Genomic DNA, 17,295 nt, shown 5'->3' on the forward strand with positions numbered 1-17,295 from the left:
TGCACTTTCCTGTTGCGGCGGCGTGAACCACGGTGGGACACGCCCTGTGTCCGGCGCTGCCAGGCACAGGGCCATGACCCGCAGCTTTCATTTTTCCGCAACTTCCTTCAACTGTGCCAAGCCTTGTTCGAAGTCCTTGCCGATCATCTTGTCCATGTTGAAGAACACGCCCATCACCTTGGTCACGAACAGGCTCGGACCTGTCATGGTCCAGGTCACCACGGTGGACTCTCCTTGCCCCTGCAACGCGAACTCGGTGCGGTTGGAGGAGGCAAAAGGCTTGAGGAAGTCGAGTTTGATGGCGAGCTGCGCGGGCGACTGGTTCTCGACGATCTCCATGCGGCCTTGCCCCACTTCGCCGTTGCCGTTCCAGGCGTATGCCGCGCCCTTGCCGCTCGCGGGGCCCTCGAAAGTGCGCTGCATGTTCGGGTCCTTCTTTTCCCAGGGCGACCAGGCCGCCCATTGATGGAAGTCGTTCAGGTAGGCCATGATTCTCTCCGGCGGCGCCTTGATCCTGGCGCTGCGCTGCACCTTGAAGCTGTCCGGCTGCGTCATGGCCAGGCCGAGGATCGCAACAATCACCAGGATAAAGCCCATCGAAATCTTTTTCAGCATGCTGCCCCTCCTTCGACAATGTTGGTATGCTTGCAAGCCTATCACAGGGCGCGCGGCCGCAAAAGCACCGGCAAGGCGCTTGGCGTCATGGTGACGGTGAATTTCTCTTCCACCGGCGGCGCGTCCGGCACCGTCTCGATGGTGAAGCTGCGCGCCACCATCGTCATCAGCACCCGGATCTCGCTCATGGCAAGGTAGCGCCCGGGACAAAAGCGCGGGCCGCCGCCAAAGGGCACCATCCTGCGGGCCGGATCGTCGAGTTTTTCCTTCATGGCGCGATCGAGCCAGCGTTCGGGACGGAAGTCGGCGCCGTCGGCCAGCGGCACTTCAAGCTCGAAACAATGGCGCAACAACATGAAAGCCACGGTGCCGGCCGGCACCTGCACGCCATCGAGCGCCACGTCCTGCACTGCCTCCGCGCCCAGGATCGGCGCCACGGGCTTAAGGCGCATGGACTCCTGTATGCAGGCGTCGAGGTAAGGCATTTGCCCGGAACCGGCCGCGCTGTCGGCTTCTTCGGCCAGGCGCGCGGCAGCTAGCGGGTTGCGCGACAACAGGTAGAGCAGCCAGGCGATGGTATTGGCCGTGGTGTCCTCGCCGGCAAAGACCATGATGATGGCATTGGCGCGTACCGTCTCGTCGCTGATGCCGGAACCGGGGATGTCCGCCGCCAGCATCGCTTCCAGCAGGTTGGCCGGCCTGTCGTACAGCGCAGGATCGGCAGCCATGCGTTCCCGCGCATCGGCAACGAAGCCGTCGACCGCTGTGCGGATGCGCATTCCCGCCGCCTCGGTGGCATGATCCGCAGGCAGCTTGATGGTGCGCCAGTAAGCAACTGGCGCCACCAGGCGGCGCGCAACCTGGGTGAAGACGAACTCGATGTCCTGCTGCAGCGGATTGTCCTCGTGCTGCACCATATCCTGGTCCTGGCCCATGGCCATGCCGATCGCAACATCGAGCGCGAAGGCCTTCAGGTCGCGCAGCAGGCGTTGCGGCTGCCCGGCCTGGACCGCTGCCAGCCAGCGCCGCCCCAGCCGCTCGGACATGGCCGACAGCCTGGGATGGAAGCGGTTGATGACTTCCGGCGTCAGCGCATGCATGACCAGCTTGCGCTGGCGCCGCCACTCCTCGCCCTCGGCCGCGAACACGCCAACGGCGGCCGCTTCTTCGAGGATGCTGGCCACTCGCCGCGAGCGCCGCCACTGATCGGGGCGGTCGTGCAGGATCTGTGCGATATCGCTGCGCCGGCTGGTGATGATGAAGCGCCGCTCCATCAGGCGCATGCGGTAGATCGGGCCGTACTGGCGCGCCCACTGTTCCAGTGTCTGGTGGAAATGGGCCGTATCGATTCCAATATTACCCACCAGCGGCAAGCCGCTGGGGCCAGGCAGGTGATCCATGCTTTGCCTCCTCCGCCATGATTCGTGCACGCCGAGAAGACTGTAATTTAACACCGGCCGCGCGGCCCTGCCGGGCAGTTTATGTCAGCGCCTGGTTGCAGGGTGCGGGCGGATTGGTCCGGCTCCACTCGCACCAGCCGCCGTCGTAGACGCTGATGCGCTCCCAGTCCATCAGCCAGGCATAGAAGAACGCCAGCGAAGCCCGCCAGCCGGTGCCGCAATAGAAAGCGGTGCGCTGTCCGGGTTCGATGCCGGCCTGGCGCCACAGGGCGCTGATCTCGGCCGAAGGCTTCATCGTTCCGTCGGCATGCTGGTATTCGCTCATGCTGTGCACATCGCCATCGTTGCCGGCACGGCCCCAGCGCGCGCCGGGAATATCCCCGCGCGCATCGATATAGCTGTAGCCCGAGGTGGCGCCGACATGCTCCTGCCAGGTGCGGATGCTGACCAGGACGCCGTCCGATCGCTGCAGCAGTTCGCGCGCCTGGGCCGTGTCGATCAGGAAGTCGGGACGCGCCGGGAAGCCCGCGCCAAAGGATGCCGCAGGCTGCGGCATCGGGCCGACGCCCGCTTCCAGCGCGTAGCCAGCGCGCAGCCAGCCGTCAAGACCGCCATCGAGCAGGCGCACGTCGGTCACGCCGGCATACAGCATCAGGTGGGCGGCGCGGGCGGCGGCCAGGGTACTGCGGCCGTACAGGATGACGGTGGTGTCGTGGCGGATGCCGTTTTCCAGCAGGAGCGCCAGCAAGGCATCGTCCGAGACCTTGTTCCACAGCGGCTGCCGCTCGAGCCGGTTGGTATCGATGTAGCCGGCGCCCGGAATATGCCCGCACCGGTAGGCAGCGAGGCTGTCGCAGCCTACTTCAAACAGGCGCCACGGCCCGCCCGGTGCCGCCAGCACGGGCGCGCCATCGAGCAGGCGCGCCAGCCAGGCGGGCGATGGGAGCTGGCGCCAGCGCGCCAGGTCGGGACGAAAACCATGCATTTAAAACAATCGAAATCTCGCTCAATCCGCCAGTTTACCAGCTTCGGCGGGCACTTCCGGCTTTGCCTCGGGCTTGGCTTCAGGCCTGTTCTCGGCCGGATGCATCACCACCTGCACGTAATTATTGAAGTCGAAATAGCGCCTTGCCGCTGCCTGCACGTCCGCTACGGTCAGGCTGGCGATCAGCTCGTTCTGGCGCAGCAGCAGCCTGGGGTCGGTCCTGTTGACCAGCGACTGCTGCAGGTTGGCGATCCACCAGCCGTTTTCACGCAGCGCCTTGCGGTAGTTGCTGCTCCAGTTTTCCTTGACTTTGGCCAGGTCGGCCTGCTCCGGCCCCTGCTCCTGCAGTTTGCGTACCTCGGCGAAAGTGGCTTCGATCGCCTTGTCCACGTTTTCCGGCGCAGTGGGCAAGCCGATGTTGATGGAGTAGTTGGCATAAGGATGAAGCGCCATGCCGCCCGAAATATTTGCGGTATAGACCAGGCCGCGCTGCTCGCGCAAGGCTTCGGTCGCCTTGATCTGCATGATCTCGATCAGGGCGCGCAGCCGCATCTGCTCGGCTTCATTGAAATTGGCCGCGCCGGCAAAACCGATGCTGACCTGGCTCTTTTGCTCGCGGCCACGGCGCACTTCCTTTTTCACCACGCCGCGCACCGGGCGCACTTGGCGGTCCTTGTAGGCGGTGGCGATCTTCGCTGCCGGCAGGCCGCCGAGGTAGGTCGCCAGCAGGGGCTTGATCTTTGCCAGCTCGAAGCTGCCGACAATGAAGAACGTCATGCCATAGGCGCTGGACATGCGCTCCTTCTGCAGCGCCATCACGCGCTCCAGGCGAATGCCGTCCAGTTCTTCGGGGCGCGGGGTCAGGGCCACGCGCGGATGGTTGCCGAACGTGGTGGTGCGCACGGTATCGGTCAGCACCGCCTCCGGGCGTGCCTGGGCATTGCGCGCCTGCTCCTGCTGCTTGTCGATGAAGATGTCGAACAGCGCCTGGTCGCGGCGCGGCTGCGTCATTTGCAGGTAGGCCAGCTGCAGCATGGTTTCCACGTCGCCGCTGCTGGAACCGCCACCATAACCCTCCGCCACGCCGCCAATGGCAAACGCCGAACGCACGCTGCGGCCGGCCAGCATCTTCTGCAGCTCCAGCGGGGTATAGCCATTGACGCCCATGCTGGCAAGGATGGCAGTAGCATAGCGCGCGTTGACGATGTCGCCCTCTTCCGCCAGCGACTGCCCGCCAAAGCGCGTGGAACTCATCAGCACCTGGTCGTTCTTGAAATCGGTCGGCTTCAGCACGACCTTCACGCCGTTCGACAGCAGCAGCTCGGTGGTGCCCAGCAGCTTGTCGGCCGTTTCCTTGACGATGCGGCCGGCCTTGGGCGGCTGCGCCATCAGGCTCGCTGCCAATGCCTTTTCTTCGCGTGCCGAAACGGTCGCCTTTTCGGCCGCCTCCACGGTGGCCAGCATCTGCGCCGCTTGCGGCACCACGGTGCCGGACTTGTCGTTGCCCATGAAGATGACCAGCTTCTTCTGCCCGACCGGGATCGCGCTGCGCACCTGGGCATTGACTTCTTCCAGCGTGATGCCCGGCAGCAGATCCCTGTAATAGCCGTATTCGTTCGCGATGCCCGGCATCGATTCGCCGTCCAGGAAATGGCGCGTGAATTCGCTCACATACACCGAGGACTCGGTCTTGTCACGCTCGTTGTACAGGTTCTCGATGAAGCGCATCATGTTTTTCTTGGCGCGTTCCAGTTCCGCCACGCTGAACCCGAGCTGGCGGGCGCGTTCGCCCTCTTCGACCACGGCGCGGATGGCCGGCAGCGCGCCGGCCTTGCCCACCACGGCGCTCGATACGAAAGCCTGGTAGCCATGCACCGCCTTGGCCATATTGCTGTAGCCCTGCAGGAATGGCGGATTGGGCTGCTGCGACAGTTCGGCGATGCGCTGGCTCAGCATCCCGGCCGACAGCAGCTCCACCATGCGCGAGCGGTACTCGCCGATGGTCTTCGACTCGGTGCGCTCCATGAAGGGATAGCGGATCGTCACCAGGTTGGACGCCGCTTCGCGGTCGGTGACCACGATCGCTTCCGATTCCTTGCGTTCCGGGATCGGCGGATAGGTGCGCGGGCGCGGCGTGGCGGGATTCACCAGTTTCGAGAAATGGCTGATCACCAGGCTCTCCGCTTCTTTCGGATCAACGTCGCCCACCACGATCACGGCCATCAGGTCCGGGCGGTACCAGTCCTTGTAGAAGCGGCGGATCGCCTCCGGCTTGAACGACTTCAGGATCTCCGCCTTGCCGATCGGCAGGCGGCGCGCGTACTGCGAGCCATTGAAGATTTTCGGCAGCAGCACCTTGTTCATGCGGTCGGTCGCACCTTTGCCAAGGCGCAGTTCTTCCAGTACGATGCCGCGTTCACTTTCGATGTCGGCATCGTTGAAGGTCACTCCCTGGGCCCAGTCTTCCAGCACCAGCAAGCCCTTGTCCAGGTTCTCCTTCTTGTCGACCGGGATCGGCAGCATGTACACCGTCTCATCGAAGCTGGTGTAGGCGTTCAGGTCGGCGCCGAATTTCACGCCCACCGACTGCAGCCAGGAAATCAGTTCATGGCGCTTGAAATGGGTCGAACCGTTGAAGGCCATGTGCTCGGTGAAATGGGCCAGGCCAAGCTGGTCCTCGTCCTCCAGCACCGAACCGGCTTTCACCACCAGGCGCAACTCCACGCGTTTTTCGGGCCGGCGGTTCTGCTGGATGTAGTAAGTGAGGCCGTTCGCCAGTTTGCCGGTCCTGATCTGGGGATCAAGCGGCAGGAGCGTAGCGGGGTCGGGAGCGGCGGAAGCCACGAAAGAGCAGCACACCAGGGCTGCTGCCAGGAGCAGTTTTAGTAGTTTCATAACATAGTACGATACACCATAGCTGATCCTTAATGCTAGTATGCCAAGATGAACGCACACCGCTCTGCAATCGCATGGCTGACCAGTTGGTGGCAGCTCCTGCAGTTCGCCGCACTGCTGCTGACGCGCGCCATGGCGCCATCGAGCTACCGGCGCGATAACCGGCGCATGCTGTCCGAACAGATCGTCGTTGCCACCTCCGTCAACCTGGCCTGGTTTTCCGTGCTGTGCGCGCTGATCAGCCTGGTCATCATCCGCATCGTCGTTGTCACCTCGGCCAGCTACGGCCTGTCGCGCTACGCGCTGGAGATGGTGGTGCGGGTGCTGGTGCTGGAACTGGTGCCGCTCACGGCGGCGCTGTTCGTGGCCCTGCGCACGACGCTGCCGGCCGGCGTCGAGTTCGCCCAGCAAAGGCTGGCCGGCCATGCGCCCGATGCCCGCGCAGCCCTGCGCACCCAGTTCTATCCGCGTGCTGCGGCAGGCGTGTTCGCGGTCTGGATGCTGGCTGCCGTGAGCTGCCTGGTGACCCTGGTCCTGACCTACCTGGTGATGTACGGCTTCACGCCATGGGCGCTGCCGGGCTACACGCGCGTGGTGGGACAGATTTTCAATCCGGCCGTGTGCCTGATCCTGGTGCTGAAGGTGGTGTTTTTCAGCCTGGCGGTGGCGGTCATTCCGCTGGCTTCCTCCTATTACAGCGGCGCATCCAGCCCGCTGCGGCGCGTCGGCGTGGCGCACGGGCTGGCCGACATGGTGCGCATGTTCTCCGTGATCCTGGTAGTGGAAGCGGCATCCCTGATGGGTAATTACTATTGACGATATGAGCGAAACAACTCCTCCTGCTGCCGGCCCGGACCCGGCGCCGATCCATAATGCCGAGGCCAAGGCCGTGGCCCTGCTGGTGCTGCTGGTCGCCCTGGTGCTCGGCGCGGTCATCTACCTGATGTACGCACGCGGCGCTTTCGAGCCGACCCAGCGGCTGGTGCTGACCGCCGACGATTCCGAAGGCGTAACGGTCGGCATGGATGTGACGTTCGCAGGCTTTCCGATCGGGCGCGTGCAGCGCATCGAACTGGCGAAGGACGGCAAGGCGCGCATCCTGGTCGACGTGCCAAGCAAGGACGCGCACTGGCTGCGCACCACCAGTATCTTCACGCTGGAAAAGAGCCTGGTGGGCGGCGCCAAGCTGCGCGCCTTCACCGGCATTCCCGCCGATCCGCCGCTGCCGCCGGACGCCGAACGCGCGCTGCTGGTGGGCGACATGGCAGCCGAGATCCCGCGCCTGCTGCAATCGGCCAAGGATTTGCTGAACAATCTTGCGGCGCTGACGGCGGAAGAATCCGCGCTCGGCGCCAGCTTGCGTAATGTGCAGGGCGTGACGGAGAAATTGAATGGCCCCGGCGGCGCACTCGGCGTGCTGGCCGGCGAAGACCAGAAAGCGCGCGAACTGCTGCGCAACGCCAATTCGCTGGTGGTCAAAGCCGATAGCCTGGTGGGCAATGCCGACAAGCGCGTGTTCGGCGAAAAAGGCCTGGCCAACGATACGCAGGCGGCGGTACAGCAGCTAAATGCCCTGCTGGCCGATGCGCGCAACTCCCTGAAGAAGCTCGATGCGGTGCTGGTGGAAGCGCAGGCGGTCGGCGCTAACACGCGCGCCGCGACGGAGGACCTCACTTCCCTGCGCGCCGAAGTCGACGCCAACTTGCGCAAGGTTGAACAGATGATCAATGAGCTGAACCGCAAGTGGCCGTTCAAGCGCAGCGAACCGGAGATAAAGCTTCCATGAGAACGACTACAATTGCCGCCGTACTGGCCGGCGCACTGCTCACTGCATGCAGCAGCGGCCCGCGCGTGCCGGACTGGCAACTGAACGCCGCCGGCGCGACCGAGCGCGCCACCTCGGCCTACATGGAAGGCAAGACTGCCGTTGCCGAGCGCGAGTTCGGGCTGGCGCGCAACCAGGTGGGCAGCACAGCCCAGCCCGCGCTGGCGATCCGGATCGAGCTGCTGCGTTGCGCGGTGCAGGTGGCGGCGCTGGTATTCGAGGAATGTTCCCGCTTCACGGCGCTGCAGCCGGATGCTTCGGCGGCCGACCAGGCTTATGCGCGCTACCTGGCAGGCCGCGCCACGCCAGCCGACGCCGCATTGCTGCCAGAAGCACAGCGCGCGGTTGCTGCCGCCGCCAGCGACACCGCAGCCGCAACGGCCGCCGCCGCCATCGGCGACCCGCTATCGCGCATGGTCGCCGCCGGAGCCCTGATGCGCGCCAACCGCGCCACGCCCGAACTGGTCACAGGCGCCATCAACACCGCCTCATCCCAAGGCTGGCGCCGGGCGGTACTCGCATGGCTGAACGTCCAGCTGCAGCGTGCCGAGCAAGCCGGCGACAGCGCCGAAGCCGAGCGCCTGCGCCGCCGCATCCAGCTCGCCGCCACCCCATAGCGCCTCACGCCAGCCATACGGCCCAGCCCGTGTCAACCTTGGGGTCAGACCCTTTGCTTGCCACGCGTGGCAAGCAAAGGGTCTGACCCCAAGGTTGACACGGACTCAGCTGGTGGCTTGGGTGGCTTGGGCGGCGGCTTCGCGTAACTTGTCTTTCTTGCTCTTGCGCTTGCCCTTGATGCCGCCGGTGCCGTCGTTGGCGCCGGGCGGCAGGGGCTTGGCGGCCGTGCTGGGTTCGAAGCCGGCCAGGCGTTCGCGCGGCACGCGGATGTTCTGGCGCTTTTCGATCAGGCGGAAGTGCTGCTCGGCGTCGGGGGTGATGAAGCTGACGGCCTGGCCGGATGCGCCGGCGCGGCCGGTGCGGCCAATGCGGTGGGTGTAGTCGGCCGGCGAACGCGGCAGGTCGTAGTTGACCACCACCGGCAATTGGGCGATGTCGATGCCGCGCGCGGCGACGTCGGTGGCAACCAGCACTTTCAGTTTGCCTTCGCGGAAGTCGTTCAGCACCGAGGTGCGGGCGCCCTGGCTGAAATCGCCATGGAAGGCTTCCGCTGCCACGCCGCCGCGCCGCAGCTTGTCGGCCACGTGTTCGGAGGCGTATTTGGTGGCGACAAACACCAGTACCTGGCGCCAGCCCTCTTCTTTCAGCAGGATGCGCAGCAGCGAGGTGCGCTGCGCCTGGTCGACTTCTATCGCGCGCTGAGTGATGTCGGGCGTGTACGCCGCTTGGTCCAGCGTGGCCACGCGCACCGGGTCGCGCAGCAGCCTGTCTGCCAGCGCCTGCACCGCCGGCGGGAACGTGGCCGAGAAGAACAGGTTCTGGCGACGCGCCGGCAGCAGCGCCATGATGCGGGCGATTTCGTCGGCAAAGCCCATGTCCAGCAGTTTGTCCGCTTCGTCCAGCACCAGTACCGAGGCGCCATCGAGCTTGATCGCATTGTGTTCGACCAGGTCCAGCAGGCGGCCCGGCGTGGCAACCATGATGTCGGCGCCGCCGCGCAGCGCCATCATCTGCGGGTTGATCGATACCCCGCCATAGGCCACCGCGACCTTGACCGGCTGCGGCAAGTGCGATGCCAGCCCGCGCAAGGTTTCGCCAACCTGGGCGGCCAGTTCGCGCGTCGGCGCCAGCACCAGGGCGTACAGCTTGCGCGCGCCGGCGCCTGGCCGCTGAGCCTCCAGCAGGGCGTTCAGCAGCGGCAGCGCGAAAGCGGCCGTCTTGCCGGAACCGGTTTGCGCCTGTCCCAGCACATCGGCGCCGCGCAAGGCGGGCGGGATGGCGGCACACTGGATGGCGGTGGGTGCGCTGTAGCCGGTCTCGGTGACGGCGTTGAGCAGTGCGGGCGCGAGGCCCAGGCTGGAAAATGTCATGGCTTGCTTCGTTTGGATAAGCCGGCAGTATACCTTGCGCCGGGTTTTATGCGACTATACGCTTGCTATCAATCTGCCAACATTTCTTCAAGTATGATAAATTGGGACGCCCACATCTGCCTGCCGCAGCATCCGCAGGCCGATTTCTCACCCCTTAGCCAGCTGCATTCCGCTGGCGTGAACTACGTGTCGATCAACGTGGGCGCGGACATGAACCCGGTGCCGCAGGTGATGTCGGTGATCGCCGGCTACCGCGCCACCATTGCGGCCAATCCGGACCGTTACCGCCTGGTATCGGGCGTGGATGAAGTGGTCCAGGCCGCCGCCGACGGCGTGCTGGCGATCGGCTTCGACCTGGAAGGCGCGATGCCGCTCATGGAGCAGCCGGAAATGGCGGAAGTGTATGCCCGCCTGGGCGTGCGCCAGATGCTGTTCGCCTACAACCGCAACAACAACGTGGCCGATGGCTGCCACGACACGGCTCGGGGCCTGACCCGTCTGGGCCATCGCGTGCTGCAAGCTGTGAACGAGGCCGGCATCATCGTCGATTGCTCGCACACGGGCCGCCTGTGCAGCCTGGAGATCATGGAGGCTTCGAACAAGCCGGTGATCTTCAGCCACGCCAACCCGTTCGCGCTGGCGCCGCATGGGCGCAATGTGACCGATGAACAGATTCAGGCTTGCGCCGCGACCGGCGGCGTGGTGTGCGTGTCCGGACTGTCATGGTTCCTGGGCAGCGAGCAGCCGTCGGCGGCCGATGTGGCGCGCCACGTCGCCTACGTGGCGGACCTGGTGGGCGTAGCGCACGCTGGGGTCGGCCTGGATCTCTGCTTTAAGGAGAAGGACCTGGACGATACACCGCCCGGCGGCTTCAATCCCGGCTGGTGGTGGCCGGAGCCGGCCGGCTACCGCGCCGGACGATCGCCATCCTTCGTGCCGCTCTACGCCTGGAGGTCGCTGCCGCTGGAATTGCGCAAGCTGGGCATGGCGCCCAGCGAGATCGAGCAGGTCCTGGGCCGCAATATGCTGCGCGTGGCGCGCGCGACCTGGCTGTAATTACATGCCGACGTCACCGTATGGCCCGGCCAGCACGACCACGTAGCCTTCCGGATCGCGCAGCCACAGCTCCCTGTGCTGCGCATTGCTGTTTTCTTTAGGCCCTTCCAGCACCGTAGCGCCGGCAGCGGTGGCGCGGTCGACCGCATCGTCGAAATCGTCGGTCCAGAACCACAGCAGCGCGCCATTGCCGTAGGGTCGCTGCTCGGGGTTGCCGATGTGGGGATGGTGGTGGGCGTCCCAGCGGTGCAGTTGCAGCACCATGCGCCCGTCGTGCAGCAATTGCTCGTACTCGTTGCCGCCATGGCCGCTCTTCAGGCCGAGGGTCTTCTGGTACCAGCGGCTGGCCGCTTCGACGTTGCTGACAGCAATTAAAGGTTGCGCTTGCATATCACCCTCCCCTTTTGCTCAACGGAGGAACAGCATACCACTGCACGACGCCCCATGCGAATTCGGGAACGATGAACAGCCACACCAGCGGCAGCCCGCCTGCGGCCAGCACCCATGCAAACCAGGTACTGAAAAGGAAGCGCGCGGCACCGTCGTAGGTGGCAAATTGCGGCTGCGGGTCGCGCAGGCGCAGCCAGGACCACACCAGCACCAGGCTGCCCATCAGGCAGGCGAACAGGAGATGCATGGCGCCGAAGGCCGGCAGCGGCGGCCCGCCCAGCGCCTGGTTGAGCGCGGACAGGTGGCCGTGCGCGATGGCGAAGGTCCACGGGGTGGCAAAAGGTGCTGTGAGCAGCAGGTCGTAGGCGGCGCTGGCGCGCACCAGGTTTCGGATGTGTGGAGTTTTCATGCTGCGCAGCTTAAACCTTGGAGTACACTCCATGGTCAAGCACTTTTTGGGGAGCACCTGCATGCAGATCGGCGAACTGGCCGAGGCCACGGGCCTCAGCCGCGATACCTTGCGCTATTACGAAAAGCGCGGCTTGCTGGCTGCGCGCCGCAGCAATAACGGCTACCGCGACTATCCGGCCGAAGCGGCCGACTTGCTGCGCTATATCCGCCTGGCGCAGACGCTGGGCTTTACGCTGCAGGAAATCGAGGCCGACCTGCCGCTGCTGGCGCAGCCGGCCCGCGATAGCGCGGCCACGGCAGCGGCGCTGCGCGGCGCACTGCAGGCCAAGCTGGCCGAAATCGACCGCCGCATCGGCGGCCTGCAGGAGCTGCGCAGCGAACTGGCGCGCCGCCTCGGCGCGCAGATGGAGGAGTGCCCGCTGCGCGCCGCGGCGGCAGCGGCCTAGCCCGTGTAGGCCTTGCGCAGCGCGTCCAGGTCCATCTTCTTCATCGTCATCAGGGCGCTCATGGCGCGGCCAGCTTTTTCGCGGTCGGGGTCGCGCAGCATTTGCTGGAGTTCGTAGGGGAACACTTGCCAGCTCAAGCCGTACTTGTCCTTCAGCCAGCCGCACACCTGGGCCGCCGGGTCGCCGCCATTGCACAGCTTGTCCCAGTAATAGTCGATCTCAGCCTGCGTGTCGCAAGGCACTTGCAGCGATATCGCTTCGTTGAACTTGAAGAGCGGGCCGCCATTCATGGCCGTAAAGGGCTGGCCATTCAGTTCGAAACCGACGGCCAGCACGCGGCCGGCCGGCTGGCCGTGGGTTGCCTGGCCGGCTTCCGTGTAGTGGCTGATTTCTGTGATCCTGCTGTTTTTGAAAATGCCGACGTAATAGCGCGCAGCTTCCTCGGCCTGGTTGTCGAACCACAGGCATGGGGCAATTTTTTGCATGATCGTCTCCTGTTCGGGGTTGTACTGTCTTGACGACGGTTGGCGCTTGCCGCATTCGACAGCCGGCGCCAACTATTTATACTGGCGTATGGTCAGCGCCACCTTCCGTTTCTACGAAGAACTAAACGACTTCCTGCCGCGCGCGCGCCGCAAGGTCGAGTTCACTGTGCCGTGCGCGCGTGCCGCCACCACCAAGCACATGATCGAAGCGCTTGGCGTGCCGCATACCGAGGTCGAACTGATCCTGGTGAACGGCAAGTCTTCCGGCTTCCAACGGTTGCTATGCGATGGCGACCGGGTGGCGGTCTATCCCAAGTTCGAGGCTTTCGACGTACGGCCGCTGTTGCGGGTGCGCGCCGAACCTTTGCGCGTGGTGCGCTTTGTCGCGGACGCCCACCTGGGCGGGCTGGCGCGCCTGCTGCGCATGGCAGGCTTCGATACGCTGTACGACAACCGGATAGACGATCCGACCGTGGCTGCGCTGTCGCAAGACGAAGGCCGCGTCGCCCTCACCCGCGACCGCGAGCTGTTGAAGCGGCGCGGCATCACGCACGGCTGCTATGTGCGGGCACTGAAGCCTGCGCAGCAGTTTGCCGAGATCTTCCAGCGTCTGGACCTGGCGGCCAGTGCGCGGCCGTTCACGCTATGCCTGGCCTGCAATGCGCCGCTGCGCGCGGTCGCGAAAGCTGACGTAGCGGCGCAATTGCCACCTTCCGTGCGCGCAGCGCATGAGGAATTCCTGACTTGCGACGTGTGCCGGGGCGTGTTCTGGCGCGGCTCGCACTGGCGCCGCATGAAAGCCCTGCTGGAAAGCCAGGGCGTAGACGGCGGCTAGCGCGGCGTGCAGTCGGGCTCTTCCGGTTCCGGCGGCACCAGCACGATGCGCTGGCCACCGACTTCGATGTCGCGCAAGCGCGTGGTGGGGAGCGTGAACTGGCCGGCACGCAAGCTCTCCTGCAAGCCTGGACAGCCAGACAGCCCCATTGACGGCCGGCCGATGACCTGCCACTTGCCATGGCGCTCGGACAGCAGGGCGGCGCCCTCGCCGCGCTCCTCGCCAAGCACCAGCACGTCGGGCCGCCCATCGCCATCGCCGTCGAGGACGATAGCGTCGCAGCGGCTGCCGGCGCCGCGCAAGCAACCCGGCAGGCCATACGGCCGCAAGCTTGCCGTCCAGTCCTGCTGCAGGAACCCGGCAGGCAACTCGGCGCCCTTCGGCCACACGCGCAGCTTGGGCGGCGCTGGTGGAGACTGCGCAGCGCGCCTTGCTGTCCGGTCCTCATACGATTCGGCCAGGACGCCAGCTGCACGCACACGCACAGCTTCGGCCTGCGGGCCGGCGCCTTGTGCAGCCAGCACCTGCAGGGCTTCCATGCCGTAGCGCGCGCTCCGGTAGCGCAAAGATCCATAGTCGAACTTTTCTTCCGGCGTCGCACCGCGCGCCAGGCGCGCCACCTGGTCTGCCACGGAAATGCGCGCCGGATCGGCGACCGGGGTAAACATGGCCAGCGAAACCGCCAGCGCAAGGAAGGCTGCCGCGATATTCACCTGGCGCAGGCCGTCCAGCCAGGGCCCGCCACGGCGTACGGCCGCCAGGACATAACCCGCGGCATAGAACAATGCGACCAGCAGGCAGGCAGCCGCGATCACCCGGTCCGGCGTCCAGCCGTAGTCGGCCACGCGCAGGCCAAGGGCATACACGCCCAGCACCGCCAGCGGCGGCAACAGGAAGCAGGCCGCGCGGGCCGCAAGGCGCACGATGCCGGCCAGATCGGTTGCCGCGTCGCCGGCCTGGAAGGCGGCATTGACCAGCACCACCAGAACCGCGCAGCTTGCCAGCAGCACGGCCGTGGCGTGGCGCGTCTGCCACAGCACCTGCAGGCCGGTGAACGGCAATGAAGCCAGGAAGCCGCCCACCAGCAGCACCGCGATCGGCAAGATCCACGCTTTCAGCACCAGCAGCAGGCTGCGGATGCCACGCACGATGGCGGGCCGCACGTCGGTGGTGTGCATGGCGCTGGAAAAAGCCACGCACACCAGCGGCACCGAGAACCAGGACTTCATCAGCAGCTTTTCGAGGAAATTCAGCTTCAGGAGGCCGAACAGCGCGGCGCCCATCCACATGACCAGCCATACGCCCAGTACAAACAGGGCGGAAAACAATAACTGGATGGCAAGCTTCCAGGCATTTTCAAAGCAGGTGGCGTAATGGGCGACCCAGCGCCGGTCGTGCGCCCCTGCCATCACCAGGCTGTGGGCGACGAAGAAAAAGCCTATACAGAACGGGAACAGCAGGAAGCTCGGGCGCACCAGGGGCGCATGGTCGAACGCATTGCGCCAGGCGTCATGCATGCCGACCACGGCAAGGACCGCGCCGGCCGCCACCAGCCACAAGGCCAAAGGCCGCCGTTCCAGGTGGCCAAGGCTGGAAATCAACAGCACCGGCAGCACGATGCCGGCCAGCACCAGCGGCAGGTAGAGCGCGGCATGGTTGGCCGGCCAGGCGCCGGACTGCTGCGCACGATACAAAAAATACAATAAACCGCCCTGCAGCAGGCCGGCGATCAGGCGTAACTGCCCGACGCGCCGGGTGACGGCGGTATCGCGTACGGGCTCCTGCGGCAGCAGGTCGGGTTCCGGTGTTGTGGCTTTCATATACCGATCATAGCCTCTTGTCAATTTTGCAGCAACGCTACATTTGCCCAGTACAGCTATAATCGATGGTTCAACCAGCCGTATGCGCCATGAATCCACATCTCGACAAGCTGCAGTCCTACCCGTTTGAAAAACTGCGCCAGCTCTTCGCCGGCAGCACGCCCAATCCTGCTTTCAAGCCGATCAGCCTGGGCATGGGCGAGCCGAAGCACCCTACCCCGGCCTTCATCCGCCAAGCCCTGGTCGATCACCTGGACGGCCTGGCCAATTACCCGGTGACTGTCGGCAGCGAAGCGCTGCGCAATGCGATCGCTTCCTGGCTGGAGCGCCGCTACGGCCTGCCGCCCCTGGACCGCGCCACCCAGGTGCTGCCGGTGAACGGCTCGCGCGAGGCGCTGTTCTCGTTCGCCCAGACCGTGATCGCGCCCGATACCGGCGCGCTGGTGATGTGCCCTAATCCGTTCTACCAGATTTATGAAGGTGCAGCCTTCCTGGCCGGCGCCGAGCCGTACTTCGTCAATTCCGACCCGGCCCGCAATTTCTCGCCGGACTACGACAGTGTGCCGGAAGAAGTCTGGCAGCGCGTGCGCCTGCTGTATCTCTGCTCGCCGGGCAACCCGACCGGGGCCGTGCTGACGCTGACCGACTGGGAACACCTGTTCGCACTGTCGGAACGTTACAACTTCATCATCGCCGCCGACGAATGCTATTCGGAGATCTACCATGGCGAAGAGCCGCCGCTGGGCGCCATGCAGGCTGCCAATATGCTGGGCCTGACCAAGGAAGGTGAGCCGTATGCCCGCCTGGTGGTGTTCTCCAGCCTGTCCAAGCGCTCCAACGTGCCGGGCATGCGCTCCGGTTTCGTGGCTGGCGATGCGCAAGTGCTGAAGAAATTCCTGCTGTACCGCACCTACCACGGCAGCGCCATGGGCCCGCATGTGCAGGCCGCCTCTGCCGCCGCCTGGGCCGACGAAACCCATGTCGAGGAAAACCGCGCGCAATACCGCGCCAAGTTCGCCGCCATCACGCCCCTTATCCAGGAAGTGCTGGACGTGCAAATGCCGGACGCCGGCTTCTATTTGTGGGCCGACGTGACCCGCACCGGCCTGTCCGACACTGAATTCGCCCGCCGCCTGCACGCCGAGTACAATGTTACCGTGCTGCCGGGCAGTTACCTGGCGCGCGACGCCCACGGCATCAACCCTGGCCGCAACCGCATCCGCATGGCGCTGGTGGCCGAAACCGGGGAAGGCCTGGAAGCGGCGCGCCGTATCGTCCAATTCTGCAACCAACTAGCTAAATCATGAGCATCCAGCAAATCATTGAAACCGCGTGGGACAACCGCGCCGAGATCAACCCGTCCAACGCCACCGCGGAAGTGCGCGATGCCGTCAACCACGTGCTGGCTGGCCTGGACAACGGCTCGCTGCGCGTAGCCCAGAAAGAAAACGGCGCCTGGCAGGTCAACCAGTGGATCAAGAAGGCCGTGCTGCTGTCCTTCCGCCTGGAGAACAACGTGGTCATGCCTTCCGACGGCACTATGCAGTTCTATGACAAGGTTCCTACCAAGTTCGCCAACTACTCGGCCGAAGATTTCGCCAAGGGCGGCTTCCGCGTGGTGCCGCCTGCTGTGGCGCGCCGCGGCTCCTTCATCGGCAAGAACGTAGTGCTGATGCCTTCCTACGTGAACATCGGCGCCTACGTCGATGAAGGCGCGATGGTCGACACCTGGGCCACCGTGGGCTCGTGCGCGCAGATCGGCAAGAACGTGCACCTGTCCGGCGGCGTAGGCATCGGCGGCGTGCTGGAGCCAATGCAGGCCAATCCGACCATCATTGAAGACAACTGCTTCATCGGCGCCCGTTCCGAGATCGTGGAAGGCGTCATTGTGGAAGAAAACTCGGTGATTTCGATGGGCGTGTACATCGGCCAGTCGACCAAGATTTACGACCGCACCACTGGCGAGGTATTCTACGGCCGTGTGCCGGCAGGCTCGGTGGTGGTGTCGGGCTCGTTGCCGTCGGCTGACGGCAAGTACAGCCTGTACTGCGCCGTGATCGTCAAGCGCGTCGATGCGCAAACCCGCGCCAAAACAGGCATTAACGAATTGCTGCGCGGCGTTTAACCATAACAAGGAGATATCC

The 17,295-nt window shown here is 65.1% G+C and carries 17 protein-coding genes; 8 read left to right on the forward strand and 9 right to left on the reverse strand.

The window, feature by feature from the left end; translation table 11 throughout:
• Nucleotides 1-87: 87 nt before the first annotated feature.
• The 4 genes from ACWBU6_RS20755 to ACWBU6_RS20770 form a co-directional block, all read right to left on the reverse strand.
• The gene (locus ACWBU6_RS20755; protein ID WP_452645272.1) at nucleotides 88-615 is read right to left on the reverse strand and encodes an SRPBCC family protein; all 528 of its coding nucleotides are present in this window, start codon (nucleotides 613-615) and stop codon (nucleotides 88-90) included.
• A gap of 41 nt (nucleotides 616-656) precedes the next feature.
• Entirely contained in the window at nucleotides 657-2,015 is a 1,359-nt protein-coding gene (locus tag ACWBU6_RS20760; protein ID WP_452645273.1) for a cytochrome P450, read from the reverse strand.
• Between the two features lie 79 nt (nucleotides 2,016-2,094).
• On the reverse strand, nucleotides 2,095-3,000 hold the full coding sequence (locus tag ACWBU6_RS20765) for a sulfurtransferase (RefSeq protein WP_452645274.1): 906 nt from the start codon (nucleotides 2,998-3,000) through the stop codon (nucleotides 2,095-2,097).
• Between the two features lie 21 nt (nucleotides 3,001-3,021).
• Complete coding sequence (locus ACWBU6_RS20770) at nucleotides 3,022-5,895, reverse strand: M16 family metallopeptidase (protein ID WP_452645275.1); 2,874 nt, start codon at nucleotides 5,893-5,895, stop codon at nucleotides 3,022-3,024.
• 48 nt (nucleotides 5,896-5,943) lie between these two features.
• Between ACWBU6_RS20770 and ACWBU6_RS20775 the strand changes: the two genes are divergently transcribed.
• The 3 genes from ACWBU6_RS20775 to ACWBU6_RS20785 are packed head-to-tail and all read left to right on the forward strand — an operon-like array spanning nucleotide 5,944 to nucleotide 8,337.
• A complete protein-coding gene (locus ACWBU6_RS20775) occupies nucleotides 5,944-6,711 on the forward strand; it encodes an ABC transporter permease (RefSeq protein ID WP_452645276.1) in 768 nt (255 codons plus the stop codon).
• A 4-nt stretch (nucleotides 6,712-6,715) separates the two neighbouring features.
• Nucleotides 6,716-7,681, forward strand: a complete 966-nt coding sequence (locus ACWBU6_RS20780; RefSeq protein ID WP_452645277.1) for an MlaD family protein — start codon at nucleotides 6,716-6,718, stop codon at nucleotides 7,679-7,681.
• Nucleotides 7,678-8,337, forward strand: coding sequence for a hypothetical protein (locus ACWBU6_RS20785; protein WP_452645278.1), 660 nt, complete (start codon nucleotides 7,678-7,680; stop codon nucleotides 8,335-8,337). The genes ACWBU6_RS20780 and ACWBU6_RS20785 overlap by 4 nt, the downstream gene beginning before the upstream one ends.
• A 105-nt stretch (nucleotides 8,338-8,442) precedes the next feature.
• On the opposite strand, the gene ACWBU6_RS20790 is transcribed toward ACWBU6_RS20785, so the two are convergent.
• Entirely contained in the window at nucleotides 8,443-9,708 is a 1,266-nt protein-coding gene (locus tag ACWBU6_RS20790) for a DEAD/DEAH box helicase (RefSeq protein ID WP_452645279.1), read from the reverse strand.
• A 93-nt stretch (nucleotides 9,709-9,801) separates the two neighbouring features.
• Between ACWBU6_RS20790 and ACWBU6_RS20795 the strand changes: the two genes are divergently transcribed.
• Nucleotides 9,802-10,764, forward strand: coding sequence for a dipeptidase (locus ACWBU6_RS20795; RefSeq protein ID WP_452645280.1), 963 nt, complete (start codon nucleotides 9,802-9,804; stop codon nucleotides 10,762-10,764).
• On the opposite strand, the gene ACWBU6_RS20800 is transcribed toward ACWBU6_RS20795, so the two are convergent.
• Together ACWBU6_RS20800 and ACWBU6_RS20805 are read right to left on the reverse strand one after the other, a co-directional pair.
• Complete coding sequence (locus ACWBU6_RS20800) at nucleotides 10,765-11,154, reverse strand: VOC family protein (RefSeq protein WP_057259270.1); 390 nt, start codon at nucleotides 11,152-11,154, stop codon at nucleotides 10,765-10,767.
• 1 nt (nucleotide 11,155) lies between these two features.
• On the reverse strand, nucleotides 11,156-11,563 hold the full coding sequence (locus tag ACWBU6_RS20805; RefSeq protein ID WP_452645281.1) for a hypothetical protein: 408 nt from the start codon (nucleotides 11,561-11,563) through the stop codon (nucleotides 11,156-11,158).
• A 61-nt stretch (nucleotides 11,564-11,624) separates the two neighbouring features.
• On the opposite strand from ACWBU6_RS20805, the gene ACWBU6_RS20810 reads away from it, so the two are divergent.
• Nucleotides 11,625-12,011: a MerR family transcriptional regulator gene (locus tag ACWBU6_RS20810; RefSeq protein ID WP_452649589.1), complete on the forward strand. Its 387-nt coding sequence runs from the start codon at nucleotides 11,625-11,627 to the stop codon at nucleotides 12,009-12,011.
• Here the strand turns inward: ACWBU6_RS20810 and ACWBU6_RS20815 are convergent.
• Entirely contained in the window at nucleotides 12,008-12,496 is a 489-nt protein-coding gene (locus ACWBU6_RS20815) for a VOC family protein (RefSeq protein ID WP_452645282.1), read from the reverse strand. The two genes, ACWBU6_RS20810 and ACWBU6_RS20815, sit on opposite strands and share 4 nt — an antisense overlap.
• Nucleotides 12,497-12,584: 88 nt before the next feature.
• Between ACWBU6_RS20815 and ACWBU6_RS20820 the strand changes: the two genes are divergently transcribed.
• Nucleotides 12,585-13,331: a Mut7-C RNAse domain-containing protein gene (locus tag ACWBU6_RS20820; RefSeq protein ID WP_452649590.1), complete on the forward strand. Its 747-nt coding sequence runs from the start codon at nucleotides 12,585-12,587 to the stop codon at nucleotides 13,329-13,331.
• Here the strand turns inward: ACWBU6_RS20820 and ACWBU6_RS20825 are convergent.
• On the reverse strand, nucleotides 13,328-15,151 hold the full coding sequence (locus ACWBU6_RS20825; protein ID WP_452645283.1) for a DUF4153 domain-containing protein: 1,824 nt from the start codon (nucleotides 15,149-15,151) through the stop codon (nucleotides 13,328-13,330). The two genes, ACWBU6_RS20820 and ACWBU6_RS20825, sit on opposite strands and share 4 nt — an antisense overlap.
• 89 nt (nucleotides 15,152-15,240) lie before the next feature.
• Here ACWBU6_RS20825 and dapC point away from each other — a divergent pair, with 89 nt between their 5' ends.
• Nucleotides 15,241-16,458, forward strand: a complete 1,218-nt coding sequence (gene dapC, locus ACWBU6_RS20830) for a succinyldiaminopimelate transaminase (RefSeq protein WP_452645284.1) — start codon at nucleotides 15,241-15,243, stop codon at nucleotides 16,456-16,458.
• Nucleotides 16,455-17,276, forward strand: a complete 822-nt coding sequence (gene dapD / locus ACWBU6_RS20835; RefSeq protein ID WP_452645285.1) for a 2,3,4,5-tetrahydropyridine-2,6-dicarboxylate N-succinyltransferase — start codon at nucleotides 16,455-16,457, stop codon at nucleotides 17,274-17,276. Before dapC ends, dapD begins: the two co-directional genes overlap by 4 nt.
• Nucleotides 17,277-17,295: the final 19 nt, after the last annotated feature.

This window comes from Pseudoduganella sp. HUAS MS19 (assembly GCF_053615455.1).

Bases quoted from the DNA above. Each gene is read 5' to 3' on its own strand.
- ACWBU6_RS20755 (WP_452645272.1), bottom strand. From the start codon at position 615: ATGCTGAAAAAGATTTCGATGGGCTTTATCCTGGTGATTGTTGCGATC.
- ACWBU6_RS20760 (WP_452645273.1), bottom strand. From the start codon at position 2,015: ATGGATCACCTGCCTGGCCCCAGCGGCTTGCCGCTGGTGGGTAATATT.
- ACWBU6_RS20765 (WP_452645274.1), bottom strand. From the start codon at position 3,000: ATGCATGGTTTTCGTCCCGACCTGGCGCGCTGGCGCCAGCTCCCATCG.
- ACWBU6_RS20770 (WP_452645275.1), bottom strand. From the start codon at position 5,895: ATGAAACTACTAAAACTGCTCCTGGCAGCAGCCCTGGTGTGCTGCTCT.
- ACWBU6_RS20775 (WP_452645276.1), top strand. From the start codon at position 5,944: ATGAACGCACACCGCTCTGCAATCGCATGGCTGACCAGTTGGTGGCAG.
- ACWBU6_RS20780 (WP_452645277.1), top strand. From the start codon at position 6,716: ATGAGCGAAACAACTCCTCCTGCTGCCGGCCCGGACCCGGCGCCGATC.
- ACWBU6_RS20785 (WP_452645278.1), top strand. From the start codon at position 7,678: ATGAGAACGACTACAATTGCCGCCGTACTGGCCGGCGCACTGCTCACT.
- ACWBU6_RS20790 (WP_452645279.1), bottom strand. From the start codon at position 9,708: ATGACATTTTCCAGCCTGGGCCTCGCGCCCGCACTGCTCAACGCCGTC.
- ACWBU6_RS20795 (WP_452645280.1), top strand. From the start codon at position 9,802: ATGATAAATTGGGACGCCCACATCTGCCTGCCGCAGCATCCGCAGGCC.
- ACWBU6_RS20800 (WP_057259270.1), bottom strand. From the start codon at position 11,154: ATGCAAGCGCAACCTTTAATTGCTGTCAGCAACGTCGAAGCGGCCAGC.
- ACWBU6_RS20805 (WP_452645281.1), bottom strand. From the start codon at position 11,563: ATGAAAACTCCACACATCCGAAACCTGGTGCGCGCCAGCGCCGCCTAC.
- ACWBU6_RS20810 (WP_452649589.1), top strand. From the start codon at position 11,625: ATGCAGATCGGCGAACTGGCCGAGGCCACGGGCCTCAGCCGCGATACC.
- ACWBU6_RS20815 (WP_452645282.1), bottom strand. From the start codon at position 12,496: ATGCAAAAAATTGCCCCATGCCTGTGGTTCGACAACCAGGCCGAGGAA.
- ACWBU6_RS20820 (WP_452649590.1), top strand. From the start codon at position 12,585: ATGGTCAGCGCCACCTTCCGTTTCTACGAAGAACTAAACGACTTCCTG.
- ACWBU6_RS20825 (WP_452645283.1), bottom strand. From the start codon at position 15,151: ATGAAAGCCACAACACCGGAACCCGACCTGCTGCCGCAGGAGCCCGTA.
- dapC (WP_452645284.1), top strand. From the start codon at position 15,241: ATGAATCCACATCTCGACAAGCTGCAGTCCTACCCGTTTGAAAAACTG.
- dapD (WP_452645285.1), top strand. From the start codon at position 16,455: ATGAGCATCCAGCAAATCATTGAAACCGCGTGGGACAACCGCGCCGAG.